Here is a 25,480-nt window from a genome sequence, read left to right on the forward strand (position 1 = left end):
CTGGTCCTTCCCTGAACGGTGGTCTGACACCCCACGCTACCGCCGCTGCCGACCCGCGTATTGCACGGATGTTACCGGATCAGGCGTCGCGGATGCCGGTCCCGTCGGCCAGCGACATGCGCCGGAACTCGCCCGGCGTGTAGCCGGACAACCTGCGGAAATCGCGGATGAAATGGGCCTGGTCGTAGTAGCCGCAGTCGAGTGCGACGTGGGTCCAGACCGGCTCGCCGGGCTGCGCCAGAAGCCACGCCGCGCGCTGGAACCGGCAGACGCGGGCATAGGTCTTGGGCGCCACCCCGACCGCGTCGCGGAACCGCACGTTGAGATGCTTGCGGCTGATCCCGCACTCGGCGGCAAGCTCGCCGATACGCACGTCTCCGGCCGCCGATACGATGCGCCGCCAGACGAAGGCCGGCAGGTATGTGCCTGATGCAACCGGAAGAATCCGGTCGGCGATCTCGGCTTCGAGGATCGAGAACCGCGCCGCCCAGTCGGGCGCGTCGTGCAGACGGCCGGTCAGCCGGTCGCCGGATGCGCCCATCACGTCGCCCAGCCCGTAGACCCGTCCGGTCAGGTCGCGCATCGGCGCGCGGAAGAACAGGCCCGCCCCGATCGGCGTGAAATCGACCTGCATGCAGTACGCTCCGCCAGTCGACTCGGAGACCGCGTAGCGGTCGTAGACGCCGCCGGCGAAGCTCGAGAAAGGCTCCAACCTTCCCGGTGCGTCGGCGTCGCCGATGAGCCAGTCGGCGCCGAAATTGATGATCACGGTCACGTTGCCGTTCGGCATCTCGCGGCGGCGCACCGGCGGGCCTGGGGTCTCGCGATAGCCCTGATATTCCACGACGAAAGGCTGCAACGCGGCGGCCGGCCGGCAGCGCACCAGCTCCCATTCGCCGAACTCGGAGCGGTGACGGATGGCCGTCGACCGTCGACGGATATCATCGCAGGAAGAGCGTTTCGCGCCGGCCAATCCTGCCCTCACCGATGTTCCTCGACATTGGCTTCCACCAGTTCCTTGGCGAAGCGATCGAGCGCGTCGATCTGGTGGGCCCAGCCTACCACCATCGGCGGATCGGTGCGCGATGCAACCGCGATGCGCGGCTGTCCGGTCTCGTCGAACCGCCGCAGTGCGATCTCGAGGATATCCTCGGTCTTGAGCGTCGGCGTTTCTTCGGAATCCACGGGAAACGGCGTTTCCCCGTCTCCCAGCGGCCGCATGAAGTCCGACACGCGGACGTTGCGGACGATCCGCCGATGCGCCCCTTCGGCAAGGAACAGGCCGCGGCTTTCCAGCTGCCAGTGGAAGAAGCTGCGGCCGTGAATGGCCCGGTTGAAGCCGTTGGCGATCGACACGGTGAGCAACAGCGCGATCGACAGGGCATAGCCGCCGGTCAGTTCGAAGACGATCAGGGTGGTTGAGATCGGAGCGCCGAGGACGGCGCCGGCGACCGCTCCCATCCCCAGGATCGCGTACAGGCCGTGGCTCGAGGCCATGTCGGGGAACACGCTGGCGGCGATCAGTCCGAACGCGCCGCCGGTCATGGCGCCGAGGTAGAGGGAGGGCGAAAAGATGCCGCCGCCGAACCGACTCGCCAGCGTGATCGAGGTTGCGGCAGTCTTCACGACGATCAGCGCCAGCAGCATGGTCAGCGGCAGCGCATGATTGAGGGCCTGGTCGGTTGCTTCGTAGCCGACGCCGAGAATCTCCGGAAAGACGAGCGCGATCGCGCCGATCGCGAAGCCGCCGAGCACCGGCCTCAGCACCAGGGGTATCGGCATGCGCCGCGCCACCCAGTCCGTGCCGACCAGCGAGAACTGGAAGATGATCGCCACGAGCCCGCAGGTCAGCCCGAGCAGCGCGAAGGCGGGGACTTCCCAGTAGGTGGTCACCTGGTAGTGGGGGACCACGAACGCCGGGAAATCGCCGAACCACCAGCGCGATATGACGGCGGCAACCGTGGAGGAGATGACGATCGGCACGAAGGCCGTCGGCGCGAAATGGCCGAGGATGACCTCGTGGGCGAACAGCACCCCGGCGATGGGCGCGTTGAACGACGCCGAAATCGCTGCTGCGACGCCGCACCCGAGCAGGGTTCGCCGGGCGGCCGCCGGCAGGTGCAGCGCTCTGGTCAATGCGGCGGCCAGCGTCGCGCCGAGATGGACGACCGGGCCCTCGCGTCCTGCGCTGGCGCCGGTGCCCAGCGACAGCGCCGAGACGAAGGCGCTGCCGAGTCCGATCCGCATGGTGAGCTGGTGGCTCGGCAGGGCCCGCGCCTCGATCACGTCGGCCACGACCTCGACCCGCTTTCCGGGTATGAGATACTCCAGAGTCAGCCCGACGATCAGACCGCCGACCGCCGGCGCCAGCAGCACCATCCACCATGGGGCGGCCCGCGCGGCGGTGGCGATGTGCTCGGAGGCGGTGCCAAGCCAGGGGATCTGGAAAGCCGAGATCGCCAGCCGAAAGATGATGGCGCCTATTGCCGCGGTGACGCCGACGCCGATCGCGGTCAACCAGATGGTCGGCTGGCGCGACCCGGTACAGTCGCGCAGGTTCGGCGCGATCCAGTTGCCGATCAAGGCAGCGCCGCGGCGCAACGGGCTCAACATTCCGGCTGACTACCTCGAGCCGATTTCATTCATGGTTTCCATCACATACGCCGAACCGCGGAGTCATGCGAGTGTGCGGGCGAAGTTTGATCAATTCGACCCGGGCAGGGGATGCCAAGTCGGGAACGGGTTGGCGGATGCATCGAGTCGGTTAATCTTGCAGCCTTCTTGGGGCGGCGCCTGGGCGCGCGGTAAAGGGCTTTGTCGGTGCCGAAGCAGGGTCAGTCTTCGCGGAGCGAGGAGTTCCGGTTCTTTCTGCTCGCCGCCCTGGTCGGAATAGGCACCGGAGCAGGCGGGACGGCGCTGCATCTCACCGTCGACCGGTTGCTGGCCTGGCCACACCAGCTCACCGCGCGGGTCGGCTCGGGCGTGATCGCAATCCTCTGCGCGGCCGCGATCGCCGCGATCATGGCGGTGGTGTCGGCGATGATCGTGCGGCGGTTCGCGCCGGAGGCGGCGGGCAGCGGCGTTCAGGAGGTCGAGGGAACGCTCGAGGGCCTGCGGCCGCTGCGCTGGCAGCGAGTCCTGCCGGTCAAGTTCGTCGCGGGCGTCCTGTCGCTGTCTTCCGGGCTCGTCCTCGGCCGGGAGGGGCCGACGATCCACATCGGCGCCTCGATTGCCGGGGCCATATCGGACTGGTGGCGGGTGGGCCTGCTGGAGCGGCGCGGCCTGATCGCGGCCGGTGCGGCCGCCGGCCTGGCTGCAGCCTTCAACGCGCCGCTGGCGTCGGTCCTGTTCGTCATCGAGGAGACGCGCAGGCAGTTTCCGTACACGTTCAAGACCTACATGGGGGTGATCATCGCGTGCATCCTCTCCGCGTTCGTGACGGAGGACATCGCCGGCGTCGGCCCCGACCTGAAGATCTCGGTCGGCGCGGTGCCGCTGTGGGCGCTCGCCGGCTTCGTCGTGCTCGGCGTGTGCATCGGGGCACTGGGCGTCCTGTTCAACTGGATGCTGATCAACGGCCTCAACATCGTCGAGAAGATCGGCAGATGGAATCCCAACATCGTGCCGCTGGTGGTCGGCGCGATCATCGGTGCGCTGGTCATCGTGCTGCCCGAGGTGACGATGGGGCACGAGGATCTGATCCTCACCCTGGTCAACCAGAAGAATGCCGCGATCTTCCTGTTCTCGATCGTCGCGGTCCGCCTGCTGACGTCGGTGGCGAGTTACGTTTCGGGTGTGCCGGGCGGGATCTTCGCTCCGATCCTGACGCTCGCTGCCTGTACGGGGCTCGCGCTGGGCGGCTTCTTCCAGGCATTCGCGCCCGCTGCCGGGCCGGTCACGGTTGCGTTTGCGATCGCCGCTATGGGCGCCCTGTTCACCTCGTCGGTGCGGGCGCCGATGGTCGGCGTGGTGCTGACCCTGGAACTGACCGGCGCCTACGAGATCCTGCTTCCCGTGCTGCTGACCTGCCTCGTGTCGAACGTTACCGCCGAATGGTGCGGCGGCCGACCGATCTACGAGCAGCTTCTCGACCGCACGCTGGCGCGGGCCGGCATCAGGCGCGAGGAGCCCGAACGCGAGACCACCGGACTGGCCTGACACCTGCGGTCAGCCGGCAGGCCTCAGTCCTCCGCCAGAGTTTTCAGCACGTGGTCGGCGCGCCGTTCGACACCGATTCGCGGCAGGATATCGACCTGATAGCCGAGCGCTGCATAGATCCGAACCAGTCGCTCGTATTCGGCGATGGCGCTGTCGAGCCCATGGCGCCGTTCGGCATCCTCGACAAAGATCTCCGGCCAGGGCGGCACCAGGAACACCCGCCGATGAAAGCTGCGGGCAGCCGCCAGCCCATCGAGGACCGATGACTGCGTGACATGTTCGAGTGCGGCCGCAGCGTCGATCAGGCCGCGATCGAAGAAGACCCACGACCCGTCCGGCTCGAGCGCCGCCATGTCCCGGTGCGCCGTCTCGATCGCACGCCGCGCGAAGGCTTCCATGTCGCGCCACGGCAGGGCGGTGCCGCCGGTCCTGCTCTCCTCGCGGACGATACGCCGGCCGGGCTCCTCTACAACGGCATATCCGCGCCGCGCGAGTTCGGCCAACAACGTGGTCTTGCCGCCGCCGGAGCACCCCGAGAGTATCACGAAGCGGCTGGTATGCGGCCGGTGGTGCGGGCCGGATCGCAGACTTTTCGGGGGCTTCGGGTGTGACACGTGCCCTGCTTTCGTCCCGCATCTGCAACCCGCGTCAGGAGACGGCGCCGTCAGGGCCGCCTGATCTTCATCACGCGGCCGACCTGCGGCGGGACCGGCAGGTGGGCATGCGCGGCGTGCATTTCGGCGAGGCGCTCCAGCACGTCGTCAGGCCAGGCGGCGGCCCGCTTGGCGACCATGTCGACGTGCAGCGACATCAGTTCGAGGGTTGCGCTGATCCAGCCGTCCTCGGCATGAACGAGTTCCTGCACGACATGGGCGCGCTTGGCATCGTAGTCGAGCAGGCGGGTGCGGACGACCACCGGATCGTTCTGGCCGAGTTCTTTGAGGTAGCAGATATGCGCTTCGACCGTGAAGAACGAGGCCTTGCGTTCCTTGACGTACTGCTCGCCAAGCCCCAGCAGCAGAAAGGCCTCGTCGATGCCCCGGTCCAGCAGCACGTGATAGTAGGCCATGTTGAGATGGCCGTTGTAGTCGATCCAGTCGGGCTGGATCTTCATGACCGACGACACGAACGGGGCGGGCATTCCGGCAGGAGGCAAAGTGTCGGTCATCAGGTGGTCCGGGTTGCGGCGAACGGTCCGCCAATCGCGGTTTGGCGAATGAAGGCTTTCTGTTAGTGTGCCGTGAACATTACCGATTTTCGCTGTCTTTGGAAGGAACTGGATGAGCACCATGGCGCAGCCAAACGTGCGGCCGGTCGGTGACCTCAACGCGGCGTTGGAGAGCCTGTCGGGACGTTTCCACAACCGTCTCTCGACGGCAGCCGCCGTTCGCGAGCAGCACGGCCACACGATGACCTGGCACAGGAACCAGCCGCCCGATGCCGTCGTCTTCGTCCAGTCGGCGGATGAAGTGGCGGACGTTGTGAAGATCTGCGCGGCCCACCGCGTGCCGCTCGTCGCCTTCGGGACCGGAACGTCGCTTGAAGGCCAGGTCAACGCGCCGTTCGGCGGTATTTCTGTCGACCTCAGCCAGATGAATCGCGTCCTGGCGGTGCATCCCGAGGACCTGGACTGCGTCGTCGAGCCGGGGGTCACGCGCAAGCAGCTCAACACCGAACTGCGTGCCACCGGCCTGTTCTTCCCTATCGACCCGGGCGCCGACGCGAGCATCGGAGGCATGGTGGCGACGAGGGCGTCGGGCACGAACGCGGTGCGTTACGGCACCATGAAGGACAACGTGCTGTCGCTGACGGCGGTGATGGCCGACGGCTCGGTCATTCATACCGGCAAGCGGGCCAAGAAGTCGTCGGCCGGCTACGACCTGACACGGCTGCTGATCGGCTCGGAAGGCACGCTCGGCATCGTCACCGACGTGACCTTGAAGCTGTACGGCATCCCGGAGGCGATATCGGGCGGCGTCTGTCCGTTCGAGACGCTGGAAGGGGCCTGCAACGCGGTGATCGCGACGATCCAGTCGGGGATACCGGTCGCACGCATCGAACTGCTCGACGAAAAGCAGGTCGCGGCCTCCAACGCCTATTCGAAGCTGTCGCTCGCGGTCACGCCGACCCTGTTCCTGGAGTTTCACGGCACGGCAAGCGGTGTCGCGGAGCAGGCGGGGTTGTTCGGCGAGATTGCCGCGGAGTACGGCGGCGGACCGTTCGAGTGGACCCACAATGCCGAGGAGCGCAACAGGCTTTGGCAGGCCCGCCACGACGCCTACTACTCGGCGGTACAGCTGCGTCCGGGCACACAGGGGGTTGCAACGGACGTCTGTGTGCCGATATCGCGACTGGCCGACTGCATAATGGAGACGAAAGCCGACATCGACCGCCTCGGACTGGTCGCGCCGATCGTCGGGCACGTCGGCGACGGCAATTTCCATGTGTCCCTCATGGTCGACACGGAGGATGCCGGGGAACTGGACCGGGTTAACGAGTTCATGGAGCGCATCGTGCGGCGCGCGATCTCCATGGAAGGAACCTGCACGGGCGAACATGGCGTCGGCCATGGAAAGATGAAGTATCTCGATGCGGAACTTGGGGGATCGGTCGAGGTCATGCGGAGCATCAAGCGTGCGCTCGACCCGCTCAACATTCTCAATCCGGGGAAAATTGTACGCGTATAGTGTCCGCATGAGGGCGGGGGTGAACGGTTCGCCGCATGGGGCGCGGACCGGAACGGATGCACGCGCGGAGCGGAGTTCGGATCGGTGAATTCCTTCCTGCTGTCCCTCGGAATCGCGATCGCGCTGCTCCTGATCGCGGCGTTCACCGCACCGTTCTTCATCGACTGGTCGAGCTACCGCGACTATTTCGAGGCGCGCGCGGGCGAGATCATCAGCCGGCCGGTGGTGTTCGACGGCAGTCTCACGGTCAGGCTGGTGCCGTATCCGAGCCTCGTTGCCGACGAGGTGCGGATCGGCGGACCGAATTCCGGCGAGGGCATCGATCGGATCGAGATGCGCGCCGCGCTGTCGCCGCTGCTCAGCGGGGAGTTGCAGGTCACCGAGTTCACGCTGACACGGCCGGACGTGATCCTGCGGCTCGACCGCGAAGGGCGGATCGACTGGGCCGACAGCAGTGCGCTCGGGACGCCGCTCAATCCCGACCGGATCGTGGTGGACCGAGTGGAGATCGTCGACGGCAGCTTCACCGTCGAGGACGAACGCTCCGGCGACATCCGCTACCTGGAAGGCGTCAACCTGGAAGGGTCCGCCTCTTCGCTGCTCGGGCCGTTCAAGATCGAAGGCGGGGGCGTGCTCGATGGCGAGAGGTACACGGTGCGGCTGGCCACGGGCCGCGCCGCGGAGGATGGCAGCGGCATGCGCGTCAAGCTGTCGGTGCTGCCGGCCGCACGACCGCTGGCGATCGCGCTCGACGGCGCGCTGCTGCGCATCGACGGCATGCCGGTCTTCGACGGCAGGCTGATCGTCGAGAAGGTCGTCGCGGATGCGGAAGAGGAGGAAAGCGCCCCCACCTGGCGCCTGGACGGGCAACTGACGGCGAGCCCAGAGTCCCTCGTCCTCGACAAGATGTCGATCCGCTTCGGCACCGAGGTCCGCAATGTCTCGCTCAGCGGCGCGGCGAATGTCCGGCTCGGCGCCGATCCGCGTTTCGATGCGGTGGTCTCGGCCCGCCAGATCGATTTCGACCGGACCTTCGGCAGTGGCCCGGATTCACCGGTCAGCCCGCAGGCGGCGCTGGCGCAGATCGGCGCGATGCTCGATGCCGAGATCTTTCCGCTGCCCGGCCATCTGGCGCTCGACGTCGAGTCGATCGTCCTTTCGGGGGGATTGCTGAACGACCTGTCCGTCGATCTGAACGTGGACGACGGGATCTGGTCGTTGGATCGGGCGACCGTCACCGCGCCGGGCGGCACCACGCTCGGCGTGGCGGGGACGATCGGACTTGCCGGGGCCTCACCGCACTTCGACGGCGCCGCCAGGCTCCATACGGATCAGGCGACGGTGTTCACCAACTGGATGTTCGGGGCACAGGCCCGCCTTCCTCGATTCGCCATACCGGCGGGGCAGATGCGCGCGTCCGGCCAGATCCGGATCGACGAGACCGGCCTGGGCCTGGAGCGCGTCGAGGTCCGGACGGGCGACACGGCCATCGACGGCTCGCTCGCCTACCGGCCGTCCCGGGAGGGTGAGCGGGGCGCAGTGGCGCTGGCGCTGACGGCCGACCGGCTGGCATTCTCCGATGACGACGGCGGGCTGACGGGCAGGGCCTCGCTGCTCGGCGGCCTGGAGAGGCTGCTGGCCGGCCTCGACCTCGACCTGCAGGTCCAGACGGGGGCACTGTCGCTCGGAGCCGTCGAGGCTCGCGATTTTGCGGTGTCCACGACGATCGCGGACGGCGACGTCCGGATCGACGAACTGAGGGTCGGAGATATCGGCGGCGCCCGCATCTCCGGCAGCGGCAACGTCCGCAGCTATGCCAGGGCGCCCGAGGGCAATCTGCGGCTCGACGTGAGCGCCGACTCTGTCGATGGGGTCGTCGAGGCCCTGGACGCGTTCGGTGCGCCGCTACTGGCCCGACATCTCGCCGACCGGGCCGGCGATCTGGTTCCCGCAGACCTTTCCACCGATGTGCAGGCGACGACGCAGGCCGACGGCAGCCAGGGCACACTGGAACTCACCGGCACGCTGGGAGGGACCGCCGTCGACGGCCGGTTCGGCTTCGATGGCCGCCTCGGGGATCTCGACACGTCCACAATCGACGTCGCCGTCCGGGCCGATAACGCCGATGGCGGGCAACTCGCCGCTCAGCTGGGACTGGCGCCCCCGCCGGGGGCGGGCGGTCAAGGCCGTCTCGCGGTCTCCGCGCAGGGGCGGCCCCGCGACGCGGTGCGGTTCACCGTGGAAGCGGCCGGGGTCGGCGCGGACGGCACGCTTTCGGGCAGTGCACGGTGGCCGCAAGGCGGCGGTCGCGAAGTGACCGCCGACCTGGACGCCCGGCTGTCGGATACCGAAGCGCTGTTGGCACTGGCGGGGATCGCCGTACCGACGGTCGATGCGACCGAACTGAGCGTGGCGGGATCGGTTTCCGGCACGGACGACATCTGGCGGCTGTCGAACCTCGTGATCGGCGACGGCGAGAGCGTCGCGCGGGGGGAACTGACCTTCGATGTCGGCGGCGCCGAGAAGATCGTCGGCGGTTCGCTGGAAGCCGACCGCATGGAGCTCGCCTGGCTCATGGAGACGCTGCTGGGGCCGCAGGCGACGTCGTTTCCCGAAGCCGGCTCGGGCGAGACCGCGTGGCCGTCGGATGCGCTCGCGCCGATCGAGAAGACCGACTGGCGGGGGCGGATCGGCTTGACGACGCCCGCGTTCGGTCTGTTCGGCGGTCTTGTGCTGACGGAGGCCCAGACCGCCTTCACCTTCGACGGGACGCGCATGTCGCTGGAAGACCTGAGGGGCAACCTGTTCGGCGGACGGATGGCAGGCGGCATCGATCTCGTCGACGCAGGTGGCGTCGTCGACCTGTCGGGCCGCGTCGATCTTGCCGACGCGCGGCTCGAGGATTTCGTCTGGCACGACAACTCGCGGGCAGTGGCGACCGGGGCCGTGTCGGCGGGAATGGAGTTCACCGGCCGCGGCCGAAGCCTCGCCGCCATCGCCTCGTCGCTGTCGGGAACCGGATCCTTCCGCGTCGAGAACGGCGTGCTGAGACGGTTCAATCCGAACGCCTTCGACCAGATCGTCAGTGCTGCCGACGCAGGTCTGGAACTGACCGAGGAGAAGGTCCGGGAGGCGTTCGCCGGACATCTCGACGCGGGCAGCCTCCGGTTCCAGTCGATGGAGGGGGCGTTCGCGATTTCCTCCGGCGTCCTGCGGGCCAGCAACATCCGCATCGACGCCGACGACCTGCGGTCGTTTGCGTCGGCGACGGTCGACCTTTCGCTGCTCGCTCTCGATTCCGAGTGGACCCTCCAGGTCACGGGCGGCGACGATGACGGCCGCACCCGCGAGGTCGGCGTGGTGTTCGCAGGACCGATCGAGGCGCCGTCACGGCAGATCGACGTCAATCCGCTGCTCGGCTTCCTGACCGTTCGCGCCTTCGAACAGGAAGTCGAACGCCTTGAGGAACTGCAGGCGACAATCCTCGAGCGCCAGAGGCTGGGCCGGGAGCTGATACGGCAGGGCCAGGAGCGGGTGCGCCGCGAACGGGAAGCCGAACGGCGCCAGAACGAGGCGGCGGCTGCCGAGGAGAGCGCCCGAAGAGCCGAGGAGGAAGCGCGCCGGGCCGAGGAAGAACGCCGTGCCCGCGAGGCCGACCAGGAGCGCCAGGCGGCGGAGGAGGAAGCGCGACGGCGTGCGGAGCAAGAGGCGCTGCGGGCGGCCGAAGAGCGTGCGCAGCGTCAGGCGGAAGAGGAACGGAGGCGGATTGAGCCGGCGCCGGCTTCACCGGGCTCGGCCATATCGGTCGAACCCCTGCCACCGCCTTCCCCGCTCGAGCCGCAATTGCAGTCGCAGCCACTGCCTCCCGCGGAGCAGCAGGCCCCGGACAGCGCCACGACCATCGATAATTCCGAGTTCCGCCGGAGGATAGAGGACCTCCTGCGTCAGATACCATCGGCTTCCGAAGGCCCGATGCCGACCGGCGGGGTGATGGCGCGGGAAGCCTTTCCCGAACCCTTCAACCTCCGGCCGGTGACCGAACCGCAGAATTTCAGCGAGCCGCTGGACATAACGCCGCCCGATCGTCAACCGGTGCCTCAGGCCAATGTCGGCCAACCGGGCGCCGGCCGCCCGCTCAACGAGGCCGAGGCGCAGCCCGATACCGGCGAGCGGACGTTTCACTGAGGCATTTGCGAACGGTAATGCCGCAGCACGTACAGCCGGATCGCGGACGACAGCCCGCGGCCGCCGCGGGTCTCATCTATTTCGGCGATCAGCCGCGCTGTGGACACGCCCCGGCTTGAGGCGATCTCGCCGAGCGCGTCCCAGAACTCCTCTTCCAGCGAAACGCTCGTGCGGTGGCCGGCGACCGTGACAGACCGCTTCCGTTCGCTTCCCGGTTCATCCGCGGTCATTCCTGATCGTCGGGCAACAACCGGTGGCCGGCCAGGTCGCGGACGGCCTTTTCCTGCCTGGCCTCGTCAACGCGCTTGTCGGACTTGCGACGGCCGAAACGCACCCGGTTTTCCGCCGCCTTCGACTTTTCGTCGGCGCGCGTCTTTTCCTTGCGCGCCTTGTTCAGGTTGACGATCTCGGCCATCGCTTCTCCGATCCCGATCGGCTCGCACGGTCAGTTCGGATGGACCATCTTCTCCGGCCGCACGGTCTTGTCGAACTCTTCCGCCGTGACATAGCCGAGCCGTACCGCCTCCTCGCGAAGGGTCGTGCCGTTCTTGTGCGCGGTCTTCGCGACCTCCGTCGCCTTGTCGTAGCCGATCTTCGGTGCGAGCGCGGTGACCAGCATGAGAGAGCGCTCCATCAGCTCGTGGATCCTTTTCTCGTCGGCCTCGATTCCGGCCACGCAATGGTCGGTGAACGATACGCTGGCATCGGCGAGCAGCTTGATGGACTGCATCATGACGTGCGCCATGACGGGCTTGTAGACGTTCAGCTCGAAGTGGCCCTGGCTGCCGGCGACCGTGATCGTGGTCTGGTTGCCGAAGACCTGGCAGCACACCATGGTCATCGCCTCGCACTGCGTCGGGTTGACCTTGCCGGGCATGATCGACGACCCCGGCTCGTTCTCCGGCAGGATCAGTTCCCCCAGACCCGAGCGCGGCCCCGAACCGAGAAAGCGGATATCGTTGGCGATCTTGAACAGCGACGCGGCAACCGTATTCAGGGCGCCGTGCGCGAAGACGTAGGCGTCGTGCGCTGCCAGGGCCTCGAACTTGTTCGGCGCCGTCCGAAACGGCAGGCCGGTGATCTCGGCGACCTTCTCGGCGAATTTCTCGGCGAAGCCCTTCCTGGTATTCAGCCCCGTGCCGACGGCCGTGCCGCCCTGGGCGAGAAGCAACAGACCCTCCTGGACGGTCTTCACCCTGTGGATGCCGTACTCGACCTGCGTGGCGTAGCCTGAGAACTCCTGGCCCAGCGTCAGCGGCGTTGCATCCTGCGTATGGGTCCGGCCGATCTTGATGATATCCTTGAACTTCTCGGCCTTGGCAACGAGCGCCCCGTGCAGGTGCTCGAGTGCAGGGATCAGCGTCTTCGAGATCTCCTCCGCCGCGGCGATGTGCATCGCGGTGGGAAACGTGTCGTTGGAGGATTGGCCGCGGTTGACGTGATCGTTCGGGTGGATCGGGTCCTTCGAACCCATCGTCCCGCCCAGCATCTCGATCGCGCGGTTCGAGATCACCTCGTTGGCGTTCATGTTCGACTGGGTGCCGGACCCCGTCTGCCAGACCACCAGCGGGAAGTTGTCGTCGAGCTTGCCGTCGATGACCTCCTGGGCGGCGGCGGAGATCGCGTCGGCGAGCTCGGGCTCGATGCTGCCCTGATCCTTGTTGGTCTCGGCTGCCGCCTTCTTGATGATGCCCAGCGCCCGCACCACCGGGGGCGACATGCGCTCGCCGCCGATCTTGAAGTTGCCCAGCGAGCGCTGGGTCTGCGCTCCCCAGTACTTGTCGGAGGGCACCTCGAGGGGGCCGAAGGAATCTGTCTCGGTGCGGGTGGAGGACATGCCGGGCTCCTGGTTGACTGGCCGCTTCTCAGGCTCGCGTTTGCGGGCCTTCTAGCACGGCTTTCCGAAATGCGAAATTCGCTCGGTGGAAAGCTTTCCGGCACTACGGAGTCGGGCCGATCGGGCCGGGGCCCGGGGCGTTGTCGGCGAACCGGATCTCCGCAGCGGGGTAGGCCGGAAAGCCAGTCAGCGAGCAGGAAGGAGAGCGGATTCAGTTCTTCTTGCGGAACTTGTCGAGGCTGACCACTTCGGCGCCGGAGGCGGGATCGGTCTGTTCCGGGGAGGCGGTGTCGCCGTCCGCGACCTCTGCGTGGTCGTCGGCGGGCACCTTCGCCCGCGCCGGCCGCTTTCGGCCGGAAGCGGGCTTTGCCGTCGCCTCGTCCGGCGCGCCGTCGTCGGAGGGGACGTCCTGCGCCTCCGGACGTCCCGAATCGTTTGCTTCTGTTGGGGTGCCTGCGTCGAACTGCAGGCCAAACTGGACGCTCGGATCCAGGAACCCCTTGATGGCGGAGAAGGGCACGACGAGGCGTTCCGGCACGCCGTTGAACGACAGGCTGATCGAAAACCCGGTGTCGGTGACCTCGAGGTCCCAGAACTGGTGCTGCAGCACCACCGTCATCTCTTCCGGATAGCTTTCGCGCAGTCGGTTGGATACCCGCACGCCGGGCGCCGTCGTCGAGAAGCCGATGAAGAAGTGATGATCGCCGGGAAGGCCGTTCTTCGCCACGTCCGCCAGCACTGTGCGCACCACGCCGCGAAGGGCTTCCTGGGCCAGCAGGTCGTAGCGAATGAGGTCTTGCGTCATCGTAGGGTGCAGCCGACCGAGATCTCAAATCGGTTTCGAAACGAACGCGGCCGTGCAGACGGCCGCGGAATTGGGTGGAGGCTTCTGTTGCCAGGTGCCTCCGGACCCCGCCTGACGGTGCTAACCCGTCAGGGCTTGGATCGGTGTTTCAAACCGCCTTACGCGGCCTGAGCAACCGGAGCATAGTTGTCGTTTGCAACTATTAAGATGGCCCGATATCGGCGGTACCATGCCGAGCGAAAGCGCGTCCTTTACACCCTCGTCGATCCTGTTTCGCCCCCGCCACAACCGACCGCGTCCGGTACGATCGGCTCTGGTGGAGGCGCCGGGTACTGCCCCCGGGTCCGATGGGCTTATTCCGACGACCGTTTATCGCCATAGTCGACTTGCGCCGACAGGGAACAATATAGGGGCGGAATCGGCGCATGAAAAGGCAGCCGACCGCCACGCCATCGGCAAATAGCGATAGGCGTCTGCATTTTCGGGAGGATCCAGTGAGGGTTAGGACGGAGCGAAACGGGGCGGTCTGGACCGTCATCCTGAACCGGCCGGAAGCGCGGAACGCCGTGGATCCGGAGACCGCCGCGGCGCTGCTCTCCGCATTCGCAGCATTCGACGCCGACGAAGCCGCCAGCGTCGCGGTGTTTCACGGCGAGGGCGGCGCGTTCTGCGCGGGATACGATCTCAAGCATGCCGCCGGCGGCGCCGATGAGATCGGCGGACTGTCGTTCGGCGAAGCGGCAAGCAATGACGCGCGGGGGCCGATGGGGCCGACTCGCATGGCGCTGTCGAAGCCGGTCATAGCCGCGATCGCAGGGCCGGCGGTGGCCGGCGGCATGGAACTGGCGCTGTGGTGCGACATGCGGGTGATGGAGGAGGACGCCTATTTCGGCGTCTATTGCCGGCGCTGGGGCGTTCCGCTGATCGATGGCGGCACCGTGCGCCTGCCGCGTCTGGTCGGCATGGGGCGGGCGATGGACCTGATCCTCACCGGTCGGAAGGTGGAGGCCGAGGAATCGCTGCGCATCGGCCTGTGCGACCGCGTCGTACCGAAGGGGGCCGCGCGCAGCGCCGCCGAAGTCCTGGCGCACGAGATCGCCCGCTTCCCGCAGGCCTGCGTGCGGGCGGACCGTCGCTCCGCCTATGCGCAGTGGGATCTCGCCATGCGCGATGCGCTGCGGCAGGAGTTCGAGGGCAGCGTCGGGGTGTTCGAGGCCGAGGGCCTAGCCGGCGCCGGGGGGTTCGCCGGCGGCCAGGGGCGCGGCGGATCGCCCGCGGGAACCTGATCCTGCGCCGCCGGAGCGTCGCGTTGCCTCGCTCGTCAGCGGTGGCCTTCGGTCTCGATGTTCAGGACCCGCCCGCAGTGCTTGCAGTGGACTGCGTCTGGATCGTGCACCTTTAGTCCGCAGTCCGGACAGGTATGGCGCACCTTGTTGGGGCGAAAGACGGTCTGGACGAGGCGCAGGAAGAGCGCGACGCCCACGACCATGATGACGACCGACAACAGCCGGCCGTTGCGATCCTGCAACGTGATGTCGCCGAATCCCGTCGTCGTCAGCGTGGCGACGGTGAAGTAGAGGGCGTCGAGATAGCTGGCGATCTGGGGGTTCGCTCCCGCCTCGAGCACGAAAACCAGAGCGGTAACCGAGAACACGAAGACGACCAGGTTGACCAGGCTGTGCAGCAGTTCCTCGTTGCGCTTCACGAACGGCAGGTCGCTGCGCAGGTCGCGCATGACGTGATAGGAGCGCAGCAGGCGCAAAGTCCTGATCACGCGCAGGAAGGCGAGGTTGTCGAAGAACAGCGGCAGCAGCAGCGATACGATGATCAGGACGTCGGCGATCGTCGTGACCTGCAGCAGATAGCTGCTCTTCTTGCGGGCGATCCAGAACCGCGCCAGGAAGTCCAGGATCAGCGGAATCGCGATCACGACGTCGAGGGCGATCAGCCAGGGCGGATCCTGCAGCGGGACCGTCAACAGGAAGAAGACGATCAGCAGGACGTCGAATGCGAGCAGGCCGTAGCGGAACCGTGTCGCGGCCCGACTCCTGCCCTCGTAGAGTTCGGTGATCTCGGACTTCAGGTTAGCCCACGGAGTGCGTTCCCCGCGATCGGACCGAGCCTCGGAGTCCGTTGTCTCGGCTGCGGGCTTGCTAGACGTGCCGGATTTTGTCGTTTTGGCCATGCTGCCTAAATGAACCGATTGTGCACCCGGGGTCCAGATGTCCACGGGGCAGCAGTGGCCGAGTTCCGGCTGGTTCGCCTTGCCGCGGAATCACCTAGAATGGCGTCCGACAAGGAGCCGATCATGCGCCAGTATCACGATCTGCTGAGCCGAATCCTCGAAGAGGGGCTCGCCAAGGGCGACCGCACCGGCACCGGCACGCTCAGCGTGTTCGGGCACCAGATGCGTTTCGATCTGGCGGACGGCTTTCCGATGGTGACCACCAAGAAGCTGCATCTCAAGTCCATCATCCACGAACTCCTGTGGTTCCTGAGCGGCGATACGAACATCGCCTATCTCAAGGATCACGGCGTGAGAATCTGGGACGAATGGGCCGACGACAATGGCGATCTCGGACCGGTCTACGGCCATCAGTGGCGGTCGTGGCCGACACCGGACGGCGGCGCGATCGACCAGATATCGGACGTGGTCGCGCAGATCCGGGAAAATCCCGACTCTCGCAGGCTGATCGTAACTGCTTGGAATCCTGCGGATATCGGCAAGATGGCGCTGCCGCCCTGTCATTGCCTGTTCCAGTTCTGGGTCGGCGGCGGGCGACTGTCCTGCCAGCTCTATCAGCGCTCGGCGGACGTCTTCCTAGGCGTTCCCTTCAACATCGCCTCCTATGCGCTGCTGACCATGATGATCGCCCAGGTGACCGGCCTGAGACCCGGCGAATTCGTGCATACGCTCGGCGATGCGCACCTCTACCGCAACCATCTCGACCAGGCCCGCCTGCAGTTGAGCCGGGACCCGAAGCCGCTGCCGAGGATGCACATCAACTCGGCGGTCACGGACATCTTCGGGTTCGTCTACGACGATTTCGCGCTGGAGGGCTACGAGGCGCACCCACATATCAAGGCCGAAGTATCCGTATAGCGTTTCGCCGCACGCCCGACAGGGCATCCGCCGAGGGTCGTTCGATGCCCATGCATCTGGTCTATCTGTTCACCGCGATCGTCTTCGAGGTCGTCGCCACGTCGGCGCTCAAGGCGGCAAACGGTTTCACCGTGCTCGTCCCATCGGTGATCGTGGTGATCGGCTACGCATGCGCCTTCTATTTTCTCAGCGTGTCGCTGCGAACGATTCCCGTCGGAATCGCTTATGCCATCTGGGCCGGTCTCGGCGTCGTGCTCGTGGCCGTGGTCGGCGCGCTGGTATACCGGCAGGTGCCGGATCTGCCGGCGATCATCGGGATGGCGCTGATCCTGGCCGGCGTTCTCATCATCAACCTGCTGTCGGAAACGGTGACGCATTGACCGCTAAAGCCACTCCGCCGAAGGGCGGGATCTCTCTCCGACCGGCCTGGCCGGGGGAAGCCGGCCTCGTGCTCGAATTCATCCGCGAGCTTGCCGAATACGAGAAGCTTGCCGACGAGGTTACGGCACGGGAGGAGCATATCGATCTCGCCCTGTTCGGAAACATGCCGCGGACCTTCTGCGAGATCGCCGAATGGGACGGCAAGCCGGCCGGCTTCGCGATGTGGTTCTACAGTTTCTCGACGTTTCGCGGCCAGCACGGGATCTATGTGGAGGACCTGTACGTCAGGCCGTCCTTCCGGGGCAGGGGAATCGGCAAGGCGATGCTCAAGCGGCTGGCCGGGCGCTGCTTGGAGGAAGGGCTCGGGCGGCTGGAATGGTCGGTTCTCGACTGGAACGAGCCTTCGATCGGCTTCTACAAGTCACTGGGCGCCACGGCGCTGGACGGATGGACCGGGTTCAGGGCGTCCGGAGAGGCGCTCGACCGGCTTGCGGCGTCCGACGAATGACCGCCCGCCTATCGATCATCGTCGCCATCGCGGAGAATGGGGTCATCGGCCGTGACAACGGCCTGCCGTGGCGGTTGCCGTCGGACCTGAGGTACTTCAAGTCGGTCACGATGGGCAAACCCGTGATCATGGGCCGCAAGACGTTCGAATCGATCGGCCGACCCCTGCCGGGGCGCGACAATATCGTCGTGACCCGCCGCACCGGATTCACCGCGCCCGACGTCACTGTCGCCTATTCGCTGGATGAGGCCGTCACGCTCGCCGAGGGCTTTGCCCGTGCGCGCGGTCTCGACGAGGTCTTCATCATAGGCGGTGCGCAGATCTACGCCGAGGCGCTCGATCGGGCCGACCGCCTCTATGTCACCGAAGTCGCGACGGCAGCGGAGGGCAACGCCACGTTCCCGGAGATCGATATGGGCGCCTGGCATGAGGTCTCGCGGGAACCGGGTGAGCGGTCGGAAAAGGATTCGGCCGGCTTTGCATTCGTGGTGTACGAACGATCCTCGCATTGACGGTCGGTCCGGCCTTGCTCCCGCCCCCGGTTACCGGGCAAGGTGCGCCCGAATTCACCAACCGGAGGATCGCTGCCCATGAAAACCTGCGCCGCCGTGGCCTTCGAGGCCGGCAAGCCGCTCGAGATTGCCGAGGTCGACCTTGAGGGTCCGAAGGAAGGCGAGGTCCTGGTCGAGGTCAGGGCGACCGGTATCTGCCACACAGACGAGTTCACGCTGTCCGGCGCCGATCCGGAAGGCCTGTTCCCGGCGATTCTCGGACACGAAGGCGCCGGTGTGGTCGTCGACGTCGGGCCCGGCGTCAAGAGCGTGAAGAAGGGCGACCATGTCATTCCGCTCTACACGCCCGAGTGCCGCCAGTGCCCGAGTTGCCTGTCGCAGAAGACCAACCTGTGCACGGCGATCCGCGCGACCCAGGGGCAGGGGCTGATGCCCGACGGCTCGTCCCGGTTCTCGCTCGATGGCAAGCCGCTGTTCCACTACATGGGCACGTCGACCTTCGCCAACCACACGGTGCTGCCGGAGATCGCGGTCGCGAAGATCCGCGAGGACGCGCCGTTCGACAAGGTCTGCTATATCGGCTGCGGCGTCACCACCGGCATCGGCGCGGTGATCAACACGGCCAAGGTCGAGGCCGGCGCCAAGGCCGTCGTGTTCGGGCTCGGCGGCATCGGGCTGAACGTCATCCAGGGTCTCAGGCTCGCCGGCGCCGACATGATCATCGGCGTCGACCTGAACAATTCGAAGAAGGAGTGGGGCGAGCGTTTCGGCATGACCCATTTCGTCAATCCGACCGAAATCGACGGGGACCTCGTCGCGCACCTCGTCAACATGACGAAGCACGGCGCCGACCAGATCGGCGGCGCGGACTACACGTTCGACTGCACCGGCAACGTCACCGTCATGCGCCAGGCGCTCGAATGCGCGCATCGCGGCTGGGGCCAGTCGATCGTCATCGGCGTCGCGCCGGCCGGCGCGGAGATTTCCACCCGCCCCTTCCAGCTCGTCACTGGCCGCGTCTGGAAGGGTACCGCCTTCGGCGGCGCACGGGGGCGGACGGACGTCCCGAAGATCGTCGAGTGGTACATGGACGGCAAGATCGAGATCGATCCGATGATCACCCACACGATGCCGCTGGACGAGATCAACAAGGGCTTCGATCTGATGCACGCCGGCGAATCGATCCGTTCGGTCGTGCTCTACTGAAACCTGCGGCCGGGGGCGCCGGACCGTCGGCGTCTGGCGAAACGGTGTCCTCCAGTTGACAACAGCGGGGCGAGTGCCCACGTCTGCCGCTGGACCGGCTTTCGTTGAAAGCGGGGGGACGCTGTCCTATAACGCGGCGGGCTTGGATTTCCGGCCGCTACCGGACGCGGGATTTCACACGAACGAGGAGCATCAATGCCCTGGAGCAATCAAGGCGGCAGCGGCGGCTGGCGCGGAGGAAATGGTGGCCCTTGGGGCAGCCCGCCCGGCGGTGGCGGCGGCGGACAGGGGGGACAGCCTCCCGACCTCGAGGAGATCCTGCGACGCAGCCAGGACCGGCTCAAGTCGGTCATGCCCGGCGGCTCGATGGGAGCCAAGGGCCTGTTCCTTATCGCGCTGGTGCTTGTCGCGCTGTGGGGCTTCAGCGGATTCTACCGCGTCGATGCAGACCAGCAGGGGGTCGTGCTGCGCTTCGGCCAGTTCGTCACGCAGACCGGGCCGGGCCTCCACTATCATCTGCCGTATCCGATCGAGACGGTGCTGACGCCGCAGGTTACCCGCATCAACCGGATCGACATCGGCATGCGCCTGCTCGAGGACGGCAGGTCATCCACCGTCCGTGACGTCCCCGAGGAAAGCCTGATCCTGACCGGCGACGAGAATATCGTCGACGTGGACGTGTCGGTGTTCTGGCTCATCAACAACGCGGCCGACTATCTCTTCAACATCCAGAATCCGGAAGGCACCGTGAAGGCCGTTGCCGAAAGCGCCATGCGCGAGGTGATCGGCCGCAGCCAGTTGCAGCCGGTCCTGACGCAGGCGCGTGCGATCACGGAACAGGATGTGCTCGAACTCATGCAGCAGACCCTCAACACGTATGAGTCCGGCATTCTCATCACTCAGGTGCAGCTCCAGAAGGTCGATCCGCCGGCGCAGGTCATCGATGCCTTCCGCGACGTGCAGGCCGCCCGCGCCGACCAGGAGCGCCTTCGCAACGAGGCCCAGGCCTACGCGAACCGGGTCGTGCCGGAAGCGCGTGGTGAAGCCGCCCAGGTGACGCAGCAGGCCGAGGCCTATCGCGACCAGACGGTCGCGGAGGCGCGTGGTCAGGCCGACCGCTTCCTCAGCGTCTTCGAGGAATACCGCAAGGCGCCCGCCGTGACCCGCGAGCGCCTGTTCATCGAGACCATGCAAAGGGTCCTGGGCTCGACCGAGAACATCATCATCGACGAGCAGGCCGGCGGCAGCGGGGTCGTTCCCTACCTGCCGCTCGAACAGCTTGGCCGGCCGGCATCCCGAACGGGCAGTGGAAACGTGAGTTCGGGAGCAGCCCAATGAGACGATCCCTTTTTGGTGGCGTGCTGGTCCTGATCGTCATCGCGCTCATCGCGCTGTGGGGCTCGGTGTTTACCGTCTATCAGACCGAAAACGCCCTCGTTCTCCGCTTCGGCGAACCGCAGCGCGTGATCATCAACGATCCCGGCCTGCACTGGAAACTGCCGATCGCGGATTCGGTCATCTTCGTCGACAACCGCATCCTCGATCTCGATTCGCCGGTCCAGGAGGTCATCGCCTCCGACCAGAAGCGCCTGGTCGTCGACGCGTTCGCCCGCTACCGGATCACCGATCCGCTTAGGTTCTATCAGTCGGCCGGCTCGATCAGCCAGGCGAGCTCGCGGCTGGCCACGGTCCTCAACTCGGCCGTCCGCCGCGTGCTCGGCGATGCCACGTTCTTCGCCGTGGTGCGCGATGACCGTCCCGAATTGATGACGCAGATCACGCAGCAGGTAAACCGCGAGGCCCAGAGTTTCGGCATTACGGTCATCGACGTGCGCATTCGCAGGGCCGACCTGCCGCAGGCGAACTCGGAGGCGATCTTCCGGCGCATGCAGACCGAACGCGAGCAGGAAGCCTCGCAGATCCGGGCGGAAGGTGCCGAGGAGGCGCGCCGGATCAGGGCGCGGGCCGATCGCGATGCGATCGTCATCGTGGCCGACGCAAATCGCGAATCGGAACAGATCCGAGGCGAGGGCGATGCCGAACGCAGTTCGATATTCGCCGAAGCCTATACCCAGGATCCGGACTTCTTCGCGTTCTACCGGTCCATGCAGGCTTATGACGACGCTCTGGCGAATGGGGACACCCGGCTGCTTCTGTCGCCGAATTCGGACTTCTTCCGATATTTCGGAACGCCGTTCGGCTCCGAGCAGCAGCCCGGCATCGGCGGCTCCCCGGCGGCACAGGCTGAATGAGCGATTTCGTCGTCGCTCTCGGACTGGTCCTGGTGATAGAGGGCGTCGTCTACGCCGCATTTCCGTCCCGTCTGAAGCGGATGATGGAATCGGCGCTCGGCATGCCGGACGCCACGCTCAGGGCAGGCGGCCTGGCAGCGGCCGCCACCGGCCTGTTCGTCGTGTGGCTGATCCGCGGCTGATCGCATACGATTGTGTTATCGGTTTCCGGGGATTGGTGCAGTTGGTGTAATCTTCGGACTGGCAGTGCGCGCGTCGCCAGAGTCGCCGACGCCGACGTGGTTCTTGATTGGAGGCTTCCAAATGGCGTTTGAGCATCGTTCGGCCCGGTCACTTCGGGCACGGTGTGTGCGTATGGGCGCGGTGGCGCTGGCAGTTGCGGTGGTGGGCACCGCGTCCTTCGACACGCAGACGCCCGCCTACGCACGGGGCGCCCCGGATTCCTTCGCCGACCTGTCGGATGCGCTGATCGATTCGGTGGTCAATATCTCGACGTCCCAGCGGGTCACCGGATCGCGCGGCATCCCCATGCCCCAGGTACCCGAAGGTTCGCCGTTCGAGGAGTTCTTCGAGGAGTTCTTCAACCAGGAAGGCAACGGTGAGCAGGATCAGCGCCCGCGCCGCGTCAACTCGCTGGGCTCGGGCTTCATCATCGACGAATCCGGCATCATCATCACCAACAATCACGTCATCGCGGACGCCGACGAGATCGTCGCCAACTTCAACGACGGAACGAAGCTGCCGGCGGAACTGATCGGCCGGGACGAGAAGACCGATCTTGCCGTCCTCCGGGTCCAGCCTGCGGAGCCGTTGAAGGCGCTGAAGTTCGGCGATTCCGACTCGCTTCGGGTCGGCGACTGGGTGCTTGCGATCGGCAATCCGTTCGGCCTCGGCGGCACGGTGACGGCGGGCATCGTCTCGGCGCGCAACCGCGACATCAACGCCGGCCCCTACGACTCCTTCATCCAGACGGATGCCTCCATCAACCGGGGCAATTCGGGCGGCCCGCTGTTCAACATGGATGGCGAGGTCGTGGGCGTGAACACGGCGATCATCTCGCCGTCGGGCGGCTCCATCGGCATCGGCTTCGCGGTGCCTGCAAACATCGCCCAGAACGTCATCGACCAGCTCATCGAGTTCGGCGAGACGCGGCGCGGCTGGCTCGGGGTCCGCATCCAGTCCGTGACCGATGACATCGCCGAGAGCCTCGGCATGGCCTCTGCGTCGGGCGCGCTCGTCGCCGGCGTCAGCGAGGACGGCCCGGCCGAAGAAGGCGGGATCGAGACGGGCGACGTCATCCTCGAGTTCGACGGCAAGCCGGTAACCGAGATGCGCCAGCTGCCGCGGATCGTCGCCAACACGAGCATCGGCAAGGACGTCGACGTGAAGGTTCTTCGCAAGGGCGAAGAGCTGACGCTCAGGGTCAATGTCGGTCGTCTCGAGGAAGGCGAGGAGCTCGCCTCGCTCGATACGGAGGACGAGCCGGCCGAAGAGCAGCCCGACAGCACCACCGTCAGCGCGCTCGGCCTCGACCTGAGCGACCTGAACGACGAGCTGCGCGAGCGCTACAGCATCGATGGAACGGTCGCGGGTGCCATCATCACAGAAGTCGACCCGGACGGGCCGGCCGCCGAACGGCAGATCCGTGCGGGCGACGTGGTCGTCGAGGTCGCACAGGAGAAGGTGTCTTCGGCCGCCGACGTCCGCGAACAGCTCGATTCGCTGAAGGACAAGGGCCGGAAGTCGGCCTTGCTGCTGATCGCCAATCCGGCCGGCGAGCTGCGGTTTGTGGTGGTGCCGTTCGACGAGTAGCCGGCAGCCGTTGCCAGATTGCAAACGGCGGGCCTGTGGCCCGCCGTTTTGCGTTTGACGTCGGCTTCAGCTGACGAAATCGGCGTTCCGGTAGCCTTGAACGTAAAGCAGCGCCGTCAGATCACCGTGATCGATCCTGATGTCGGCGGCATCCGCGACGGCCGGCTTGGCGTGATAGGCGACGCCCAGTCCGGCTTCCTGCAGCATCGCAAGATCGTTGGCCCCGTCCCCGACCGCGATGGCGGCATCCTTCGAGATGCCCGCTGCCGCAGTCAGTTCGAGCAGGGCCTCGCGCTTTGCGTCGCGACCCAGAATCGGCTCCCGGACCAGCCCGACAAGCCGGTCGCCCTCCAGCAGCAGTTCGTTAGCACGGTTTTCGTCGAAGCCGACGAGGGCCGCGATCCTGGAGGTGAACAGGCTGAAACCGCCGGAGACCAGCGCGGTGTGCGCTCCGTGCGCGCGCATGGTCCGTATAAGGGTTTCTGCACCTGGATTGAGCGTGATCCGCTCGTCGATCAGTCGCCGGATGGTCTCCAGATCGATGCCTTTCAGAAGCGCGACGCGCTCCCGCAGCGCCGGCTCGAAGGCGATCTCGCCGCGCATCGCCCGTTCGGTAATGGCAGCGACGTGCGCCTTGAGGCCGACCATGTCGGCCAGCTCATCGATGCATTCCTGACCGATAATGGTCGAATCCATGTCTGCGATGAGCAGCGACTTGCGCCGGTTGTCTGCCGGCAGGATCGCAACGTCGACGGCCATGCCGGACAGGCCGGCGCGGATGTCGGCTGCGAGCGATTTCGGTTCGGCGACGGGCGACTGCAATGGTATGTCGCAGGCCACGCCGTTGCGGAGCCAGCGCTCCTCGCCGCCGCCGGTGGCGGTGCGGACGGTCTCGACGACTTCTGGAGCCAGACCGGACTTTGAATCGGCGATCAGGACGACGACGTGGTTCATGGAAGCGGAACGGGCACCTGTGTTGAGGGATTTCGAGGAGAAACTGAGCCTCCTGAAGGAACGGAGGCCCGTACTGATCGCAGGACCCACGGCGAGCGGCAAGTCGGCGCTGGCGCTCGAACTTGCCGAGCGGGTCGCCGGCACCGTCATAAACGCCGATTCCATGCAGGTCTATGCCGAGTTGCGCATCCTGACGGCGCGGCCGACCGAGGTCGAGGAAGCCCGGGTGCTGCACCGTCTCTACGGGCATGTCCCGATTCGCGACGGCTATTCGGTGGGGCGGTGGTTGTCCGATGTCGAACTGGCGATCGAGGAGGCGATGGCGTCGCGCCGCGTGCCGATCGTCGTGGGCGGCACCGGGATGTACTTCAAGGCGCTCACCCAGGGCCTGTCGCCGATTCCGGAGATCCCTGCCGAGATTCGCGAGCCGATCCGTCGAAGGCTTGCCGAAGAGGGCGCCGAGGCCCTGTACGCGGAACTGTCCGCACGGGATCCGGACGCGGCCGAGCGGCTGCCGCCGAGTGATCCGCACCGGATCCTCCGGGCGCTGGAAGTCCACGAGGCGACGGGCCGTCCCATCTCCGAATGGCAGCGCCAGTCGCCGGGCCCGGCTCTGATCGATCCGGCCACGGCCGCGAAGCTGGTGTTGTGGCCCGACCGCGACCGGTTGCGGGCGCGGATCGACGAGCGCGTCGACGTGATGCTGGCCGCCGGGGCGCTGGAGGAGGCCCGGGCGGTGATGGAGATGGAACTCGATCACGATCTGCCCGGCTATCGGGCCCACGGCCTGAGGCCCCTGATTGCGCATCTGCGTGGCGAACTGACCCTCGAGCAGGCGGCGGAGAAGACCAGGGCGGAAACGCGGCAGTACGCCAAGCGCCAGTTCACCTGGTTCCGGCATCAGATGGACGGTTGGGAACGGATGGCGCCGCCCTGGCAGAGCGATCCCTGAGGTCCCGGCCCCGACGACATGCCGGGAATTGCGGGGCCTTATCTCCAGGTATGATTGCCGGACGCCCTGGATCCGTAGGAATATCCCCGCGCAATCAACAAGGTCGACAGGCCTGCGGGCCGAGGGAG

24 protein-coding genes and 1 other RNA gene are annotated in these 25,480 nt (G+C 66.5%); 14 read left to right on the plus strand and 11 right to left on the minus strand.

What is annotated here, in order from left to right:
• Window positions 1–79: 79 nt before the first annotated feature.
• Complete coding sequence (locus V3328_RS22680; protein ID WP_340332009.1) at window positions 80–985, minus strand: helix-turn-helix domain-containing protein; 906 nt, start codon at window positions 983–985, stop codon at window positions 80–82.
• Window positions 982–2,613, minus strand: a complete 1,632-nt coding sequence (locus V3328_RS22685; RefSeq protein WP_340332010.1) for a chloride channel protein — start codon at window positions 2,611–2,613, stop codon at window positions 982–984. Before V3328_RS22685 ends, V3328_RS22680 begins: the two co-directional genes overlap by 4 nt.
• Window positions 2,614–2,820: 207 nt before the next feature.
• On the opposite strand from V3328_RS22685, the gene clcA reads away from it, so the two are divergent.
• A complete protein-coding gene (gene clcA, locus V3328_RS22690; protein WP_340332011.1) occupies window positions 2,821–4,158 on the plus strand; it encodes a H(+)/Cl(-) exchange transporter ClcA in 1,338 nt (445 codons plus the stop codon).
• A 23-nt stretch (window positions 4,159–4,181) separates the two neighbouring features.
• Here the strand turns inward: clcA and V3328_RS22695 are convergent, their stop codons facing one another.
• Both V3328_RS22695 and V3328_RS22700 read right to left on the minus strand, forming a co-directional pair.
• Window positions 4,182–4,745 (minus strand): AAA family ATPase, encoded by a 564-nt coding sequence (locus V3328_RS22695; protein ID WP_340332134.1) that lies wholly within the window; start codon window positions 4,743–4,745, stop codon window positions 4,182–4,184.
• A 77-nt stretch (window positions 4,746–4,822) separates the two neighbouring features.
• Entirely contained in the window at window positions 4,823–5,326 is a 504-nt protein-coding gene (locus tag V3328_RS22700; protein ID WP_340332012.1) for a thioesterase family protein, read from the minus strand.
• A gap of 121 nt (window positions 5,327–5,447) precedes the next feature.
• Here V3328_RS22700 and V3328_RS22705 point away from each other — a divergent pair, with 121 nt between their 5' ends.
• Window positions 5,448–6,845 (plus strand): FAD-binding oxidoreductase, encoded by a 1,398-nt coding sequence (locus V3328_RS22705; protein ID WP_340332013.1) that lies wholly within the window; start codon window positions 5,448–5,450, stop codon window positions 6,843–6,845.
• An 84-nt stretch (window positions 6,846–6,929) separates the two neighbouring features.
• Window positions 6,930–11,030, plus strand: coding sequence for an AsmA family protein (locus V3328_RS22710; protein ID WP_340332014.1), 4,101 nt, complete (start codon window positions 6,930–6,932; stop codon window positions 11,028–11,030).
• Here V3328_RS22710 and V3328_RS22715 read toward each other — a convergent pair.
• The 5 genes from V3328_RS22715 to ssrA form a co-directional block, all read right to left on the minus strand.
• Window positions 11,024–11,260 (minus strand): ribbon-helix-helix domain-containing protein, encoded by a 237-nt coding sequence (locus V3328_RS22715; RefSeq protein ID WP_340332015.1) that lies wholly within the window; start codon window positions 11,258–11,260, stop codon window positions 11,024–11,026. The two genes, V3328_RS22710 and V3328_RS22715, sit on opposite strands and share 7 nt — an antisense overlap.
• Window positions 11,257–11,445: a DUF4169 family protein gene (locus V3328_RS22720; protein WP_340332016.1), complete on the minus strand. Its 189-nt coding sequence runs from the start codon at window positions 11,443–11,445 to the stop codon at window positions 11,257–11,259. Before V3328_RS22720 ends, V3328_RS22715 begins: the two co-directional genes overlap by 4 nt.
• 30 nt (window positions 11,446–11,475) lie before the next feature.
• Window positions 11,476–12,867 (minus strand): class II fumarate hydratase, encoded by a 1,392-nt coding sequence (fumC, locus tag V3328_RS22725; RefSeq protein ID WP_340332017.1) that lies wholly within the window; start codon window positions 12,865–12,867, stop codon window positions 11,476–11,478.
• Window positions 12,868–13,078: 211 nt separating this feature from the next.
• On the minus strand, window positions 13,079–13,672 hold the full coding sequence (locus tag V3328_RS22730; RefSeq protein ID WP_340332018.1) for an SspB family protein: 594 nt from the start codon (window positions 13,670–13,672) through the stop codon (window positions 13,079–13,081).
• A gap of 73 nt (window positions 13,673–13,745) precedes the next feature.
• Window positions 13,746–14,108, minus strand: a transfer-messenger RNA (tmRNA) gene (ssrA, locus tag V3328_RS22735).
• Window positions 14,109–14,166: 58 nt separating this feature from the next.
• On the opposite strand from ssrA, the gene V3328_RS22740 reads away from it, so the two are divergent.
• Window positions 14,167–14,958 carry a crotonase/enoyl-CoA hydratase family protein gene (locus V3328_RS22740; RefSeq protein ID WP_340332019.1) on the plus strand — a complete coding sequence of 264 codons (792 nt, stop codon included), beginning with the start codon at window positions 14,167–14,169 and terminating at the stop codon, window positions 14,956–14,958.
• A 35-nt stretch (window positions 14,959–14,993) separates the two neighbouring features.
• Here the strand turns inward: V3328_RS22740 and V3328_RS22745 are convergent, their stop codons facing one another.
• A complete protein-coding gene (locus V3328_RS22745) occupies window positions 14,994–15,857 on the minus strand; it encodes a potassium channel family protein (RefSeq protein ID WP_340332020.1) in 864 nt (287 codons plus the stop codon).
• Window positions 15,858–15,980: 123 nt separating this feature from the next.
• Here V3328_RS22745 and V3328_RS22750 point away from each other — a divergent pair, with 123 nt between their 5' ends.
• The 9 genes from V3328_RS22750 (at window position 15,981) to V3328_RS22790 (ending at window position 23,446) form a co-directional block, all read left to right on the plus strand.
• Entirely contained in the window at window positions 15,981–16,775 is a 795-nt protein-coding gene (locus V3328_RS22750; RefSeq protein ID WP_340332135.1) for a thymidylate synthase, read from the plus strand.
• A gap of 50 nt (window positions 16,776–16,825) precedes the next feature.
• Window positions 16,826–17,155, plus strand: coding sequence for a DMT family transporter (locus V3328_RS22755; RefSeq protein ID WP_378758859.1), 330 nt, complete (start codon window positions 16,826–16,828; stop codon window positions 17,153–17,155).
• Between the two features lie 68 nt (window positions 17,156–17,223).
• Window positions 17,224–17,664, plus strand: a complete 441-nt coding sequence (locus V3328_RS22760) for a GNAT family N-acetyltransferase (protein WP_340332022.1) — start codon at window positions 17,224–17,226, stop codon at window positions 17,662–17,664.
• Window positions 17,661–18,176 (plus strand): dihydrofolate reductase, encoded by a 516-nt coding sequence (locus V3328_RS22765; protein WP_340332023.1) that lies wholly within the window; start codon window positions 17,661–17,663, stop codon window positions 18,174–18,176. Before V3328_RS22760 ends, V3328_RS22765 begins: the two co-directional genes overlap by 4 nt.
• 78 nt (window positions 18,177–18,254) lie before the next feature.
• Window positions 18,255–19,382, plus strand: coding sequence for an S-(hydroxymethyl)glutathione dehydrogenase/class III alcohol dehydrogenase (locus tag V3328_RS22770; RefSeq protein ID WP_340332024.1), 1,128 nt, complete (start codon window positions 18,255–18,257; stop codon window positions 19,380–19,382).
• 195 nt (window positions 19,383–19,577) lie between these two features.
• The gene (gene hflK, locus V3328_RS22775; RefSeq protein WP_340332025.1) at window positions 19,578–20,720 is read left to right on the plus strand and encodes an FtsH protease activity modulator HflK; all 1,143 of its coding nucleotides are present in this window, start codon (window positions 19,578–19,580) and stop codon (window positions 20,718–20,720) included.
• Window positions 20,717–21,634, plus strand: a complete 918-nt coding sequence (hflC, locus tag V3328_RS22780; protein ID WP_340332026.1) for a protease modulator HflC — start codon at window positions 20,717–20,719, stop codon at window positions 21,632–21,634. Before hflK ends, hflC begins: the two co-directional genes overlap by 4 nt.
• Window positions 21,631–21,816 (plus strand): DUF2065 domain-containing protein, encoded by a 186-nt coding sequence (locus tag V3328_RS22785; protein ID WP_340332027.1) that lies wholly within the window; start codon window positions 21,631–21,633, stop codon window positions 21,814–21,816. The genes hflC and V3328_RS22785 overlap by 4 nt, the downstream gene beginning before the upstream one ends.
• Before the next feature lie 172 nt (window positions 21,817–21,988).
• On the plus strand, window positions 21,989–23,446 hold the full coding sequence (locus V3328_RS22790) for a DegQ family serine endoprotease (protein ID WP_340332136.1): 1,458 nt from the start codon (window positions 21,989–21,991) through the stop codon (window positions 23,444–23,446).
• 66 nt (window positions 23,447–23,512) lie between these two features.
• On the opposite strand, the gene serB is transcribed toward V3328_RS22790, so the two are convergent.
• Entirely contained in the window at window positions 23,513–24,400 is an 888-nt protein-coding gene (serB, locus tag V3328_RS22795; RefSeq protein WP_340332028.1) for a phosphoserine phosphatase SerB, read from the minus strand.
• On the opposite strand from serB, the gene miaA reads away from it, so the two are divergent.
• Window positions 24,399–25,352, plus strand: a complete 954-nt coding sequence (miaA, locus tag V3328_RS22800) for a tRNA (adenosine(37)-N6)-dimethylallyltransferase MiaA (protein WP_340332029.1) — start codon at window positions 24,399–24,401, stop codon at window positions 25,350–25,352. The genes serB and miaA overlap by 2 nt on opposite strands.
• Window positions 25,353–25,480 lie beyond the last annotated feature (128 nt).

It is taken from the genome of Microbaculum marinum, assembly GCF_037855135.1.
Taxonomy (GTDB): domain Bacteria; phylum Pseudomonadota; class Alphaproteobacteria; order Rhizobiales; family Tepidamorphaceae; genus Microbaculum; species Microbaculum marinum.

Bases quoted from the DNA above. Each gene is read 5' to 3' on its own strand.
- hflC (WP_340332026.1), top strand. From the start codon at position 20,717: ATGAGACGATCCCTTTTTGGTGGCGTGCTGGTCCTGATCGTCATCGCG.
- V3328_RS22785 (WP_340332027.1), top strand. From the start codon at position 21,631: ATGAGCGATTTCGTCGTCGCTCTCGGACTGGTCCTGGTGATAGAGGGC.
- miaA (WP_340332029.1), top strand. From the start codon at position 24,399: ATGGAAGCGGAACGGGCACCTGTGTTGAGGGATTTCGAGGAGAAACTG.
- V3328_RS22700 (WP_340332012.1), bottom strand. From the start codon at position 5,326: ATGACCGACACTTTGCCTCCTGCCGGAATGCCCGCCCCGTTCGTGTCG.
- V3328_RS22685 (WP_340332010.1), bottom strand. From the start codon at position 2,613: ATGTTGAGCCCGTTGCGCCGCGGCGCTGCCTTGATCGGCAACTGGATC.
- V3328_RS22770 (WP_340332024.1), top strand. From the start codon at position 18,255: ATGAAAACCTGCGCCGCCGTGGCCTTCGAGGCCGGCAAGCCGCTCGAG.
- V3328_RS22715 (WP_340332015.1), bottom strand. From the start codon at position 11,260: ATGACCGCGGATGAACCGGGAAGCGAACGGAAGCGGTCTGTCACGGTC.
- hflK (WP_340332025.1), top strand. From the start codon at position 19,578: ATGCCCTGGAGCAATCAAGGCGGCAGCGGCGGCTGGCGCGGAGGAAAT.
- V3328_RS22750 (WP_340332135.1), top strand. From the start codon at position 15,981: ATGCGCCAGTATCACGATCTGCTGAGCCGAATCCTCGAAGAGGGGCTC.
- V3328_RS22705 (WP_340332013.1), top strand. From the start codon at position 5,448: ATGGCGCAGCCAAACGTGCGGCCGGTCGGTGACCTCAACGCGGCGTTG.
- V3328_RS22720 (WP_340332016.1), bottom strand. From the start codon at position 11,445: ATGGCCGAGATCGTCAACCTGAACAAGGCGCGCAAGGAAAAGACGCGC.
- fumC (WP_340332017.1), bottom strand. From the start codon at position 12,867: ATGTCCTCCACCCGCACCGAGACAGATTCCTTCGGCCCCCTCGAGGTG.
- V3328_RS22730 (WP_340332018.1), bottom strand. From the start codon at position 13,672: ATGACGCAAGACCTCATTCGCTACGACCTGCTGGCCCAGGAAGCCCTT.
- serB (WP_340332028.1), bottom strand. From the start codon at position 24,400: ATGAACCACGTCGTCGTCCTGATCGCCGATTCAAAGTCCGGTCTGGCT.
- V3328_RS22790 (WP_340332136.1), top strand. From the start codon at position 21,989: ATGGGCGCGGTGGCGCTGGCAGTTGCGGTGGTGGGCACCGCGTCCTTC.
- V3328_RS22765 (WP_340332023.1), top strand. From the start codon at position 17,661: ATGACCGCCCGCCTATCGATCATCGTCGCCATCGCGGAGAATGGGGTC.
- V3328_RS22755 (WP_378758859.1), top strand. From the start codon at position 16,826: ATGCATCTGGTCTATCTGTTCACCGCGATCGTCTTCGAGGTCGTCGCC.
- V3328_RS22745 (WP_340332020.1), bottom strand. From the start codon at position 15,857: ATGGCCAAAACGACAAAATCCGGCACGTCTAGCAAGCCCGCAGCCGAG.